The sequence below is a fragment of the Pseudoalteromonas sp. G5_S1_14_S5 genome, assembly GCF_054968605.1.
This window is the reverse complement of the sequence record NZ_JBQKUM010000152.1, coordinates 1-2995: the sequence shown is the minus strand read 5'-3', so window position 1 is coordinate 2995 and position 2995 is coordinate 1. Positions and strand designations below refer to the sequence as shown.

3 protein-coding genes and 1 pseudogene are annotated in these 2995 nt (G+C 43.4%); all 4 read right to left on the bottom strand.

Translation table 11 applies throughout. The annotated features are described in order from the left end of the window. Positions 1-13: 13 nt before the first annotated feature. Positions 14-1222, bottom strand: a complete 1209-nt coding sequence (locus ACTRWI_RS22160; RefSeq protein WP_499133858.1) for an IS4 family transposase — start codon at positions 1220-1222, stop codon at positions 14-16. Positions 1223-1525: 303 nt separating this feature from the next. Continuing rightward, positions 1526-1960: an META domain-containing protein gene (locus ACTRWI_RS22155; RefSeq protein ID WP_499133857.1), complete on the bottom strand. Its 435-nt coding sequence runs from the start codon at positions 1958-1960 to the stop codon at positions 1526-1528. Positions 1961-1981: 21 nt separating this feature from the next. Further along, positions 1982-2578, bottom strand: coding sequence for a hypothetical protein (locus ACTRWI_RS22150; protein WP_499133856.1), 597 nt, complete (start codon positions 2576-2578; stop codon positions 1982-1984). 50 nt (positions 2579-2628) lie between these two features. Continuing rightward, positions 2629-2949, bottom strand: a pseudogene (locus ACTRWI_RS22145) (IS30 family transposase); the annotation flags it as partial. Positions 2950-2995 lie beyond the last annotated feature (46 nt).

The following is a 2995-nucleotide window of genomic DNA, read 5'->3' as shown; positions in this document are numbered from 1 at the left end:
CTGAGGGATCCCCTCATAATTTCCCCAAAGTACAACCGTGCTTGAGTAAATCTTGAGCCAGAACAGTCGCTGATATGAGCATGTCTTCCCTCTTTATTGTGTAGACAGAATGTCGCAACACTTCCAAGCCTAAGCGAGCTGTTGAGAGTACATTTCGATCCCTGACAGTATCAGCTTGGAAGTGCTTATCCCAACCTTGTTTCTGTGCATGAACTCCGGCAAGCCAAAGAGTCAGTTGAAGCATTAGGGCAATTAGTAGCATTATATCAAAACGGTCAGGGTTGCTAGTTCGGCTATGACGCAGGCCTAAACCGTAGGCCGGGCTTTTCAAGTCTCGGAAGGTTTCTTCAATCTGCATGCGCTTGGAGTAGATCCTAACAAGTTGCTTAGGTGTTCGTGTTTTCGCAGGTAAGTTAGTCGCTAGAACCCATGGTTCTTTTGCCGAAGCAGAGTACACTTTAGGAGATGGGTGGTGACAATTAGTCCGTGTCGAACGTTGATTTTTTCGGCCTTTAGAACGAGATTTATACAGTACGATTTGGCATGAGATTGGATTGCTCTTGGTCAACCTCTTATAGCCTAAAGACTTTGAACGGCGAGAGGATTTACTATGTAACTTACTGATGGGCTGCCAGTTTTCTGCACCCAGATCTGCATATTGCACTTTCCCTCTAATTCGACTTAACCAGTACCAACCCAGCTTCTCAACGGATTTATACCATGGCACTTTAAAGCCAGCATCACTGACAATGAGTGGTGTAGTTCCACTTGGCAAAATACTTGCTCGGTCAGCTAGAAACTGGTCATGAGCCTTCTTTGAACACTGCTCTGAAAGCGGAAACGCTTTCTCATAAAGGGTAACAGAGCGCCCGTGTAGTGCCACTGAAGCTCGTAACACCATGAGGCGTTTTTGCTCACGAATATCAGACCAGTCAATAAGAACAATAGGCATCGGATTACCCGAACAGATAAAGCTAGCATGCCAACGATATATAGCGATGCGCTCTTTACGCAAGTGACGATTGCCTAACAATCGGTCGATTCGTTTGATGTTGTGTTTTGTTCTAGCTTGCGTTGGCAGGTTACGACCGAGCTCGGTAAGAGTGAGCGTCTTACAGTCAAGTAATGCGTGACAAGCCAGCGTTAAGCTATTGAGTCGTTTTAAGTGTAATTCAGGGCAGAATTGGTGAAGAGAGTCGTGTAAAATATCGAGTTCGCACATCTTGCTGTTTGATTATTGATTTTTGGCGAAACCATTTGATCACATGACAAGATGTGTTTCTACCTTAAGCTAATGATTTTTATAAAAATCATTAGGGGATTCCTCAGCACTTTGTATTAGTCGAAGGCGATACCGATGTCACCATGGGGTACGATATGAATGCTTCGTTGGTAGTGAGTTACCACTAACTCAAACGGTGTAAACCACAAAGTACTAATGCTAGCTTTGGTTTCAACGACAACTCATAAACTATAACAAAAAGAGCCTCATCGAGGCCCTTTTTAACATCCAATCAATCCCAAACTAGCTTGACGGTTCGAAAACCAACGTATTGTCATGCCCGATAATCGTCAGCTGTTCACCTACATCGTCGTAAGCCACAGTAACGCTCTCTTCGAACGTATCAAAAATCAGATTCTCTTGAATCGCTCGAGTTCCACTACAGCCCATTCTCGTGATGGCAATTGGGGTGAATGCCAAATAGCCCTGCTCAAATGTCGTCACTTGGGTGACAAAATGGTTACACCCCGTACGACCATAAATGTTATATCGTGCTATTTGTATTGATGCTTGGTGTGTCGCCTGCTCACCATTAACACGAAGAAGATTCCAAGGCCCCATAACAGCCTTGTGCATTGGTGATAACTCATGAGATGTTTCTATTTCTTGCGCTTGAACGGCTGTTCCTAACACGCCAGAAAAGAACAACACACTAAGCGATAAAGTTACTTTTTTCATTATTCTTTCCGTTACTTATAATTACCAACGCGTGAATTTAATTGAGACTGCTTCACCCATTCCTAGCCCTAACCCACCAGCTTTAAGGTCAAAAATCTCCCCGGCTTCTCTGTCCCAAATTTTCACCTCATGGTAAAAAAAGCCGCTGAGGTAATGCCCCTTTTCATCGAGTAATTCGATCTGTTTCCCCTTCTCAAGCTTATCGAAGAATCGCTCATCAATATAAGATGAACCAGAGAAAACAGGGATTGTTGTAATACCAGCGAAGCACATCACTAGCTCACCATAATCACCAACAGCACAGGCAATCACAATACCTGCACCGCCACAGGTCGTGACACGATATTGCCAGCCAGAATCGGTAGTAAAAGCACGCTTGATCGTTCCTCGTCCTAATACACCATCTATCTGAATATGCACTTCTTCTGGCAATGTCGTGCCTTTAATTTCAAACATATGAGGTTGAGAGTTACGGAAATAAGGTATAGACATAGCTTGACTAACGAATCGCTTAGTTGGTGTGATAACTTTGATTCTTAACCTATCACCATCAGTGTAACTAATGAGATTAGACAAGGAACTCGGGTCATCCATATCAAGCTGTTCAATATCAATCAAAGCTCCTTTGTTAATCCCGAATTCAAGTCCGAAGTGCGACACTTCCCCATTTAAGCAGCCATGCACATTTCTTTGAATATCACGGCTGGCTGTTTAAAGCCTAAACACTTCTTTGGCCTGTAATTTATTCTTGCCATGGCGAGAGATATCACGTCCTCACTAACTTCACGTAAATCAGAACCTTTCGGTACATATTGGCGAAGCAGACCGTTAGCATTTTCGTTTGCTCCACGCTCCCATGAACTGTATGGATGTGCAAAGTAAACATCTGCCTCTAATGCCTCCGCAATTTCTTCATGATTAGCGAACTCCCTACCATTGTCAGCAGTGATTGTATGTACATGCGCTTTATATGGCATGAGCAGTTCTATTGCTCACTCTTCTACACAAATATCTAAATTGAAATGAACTTTTCCG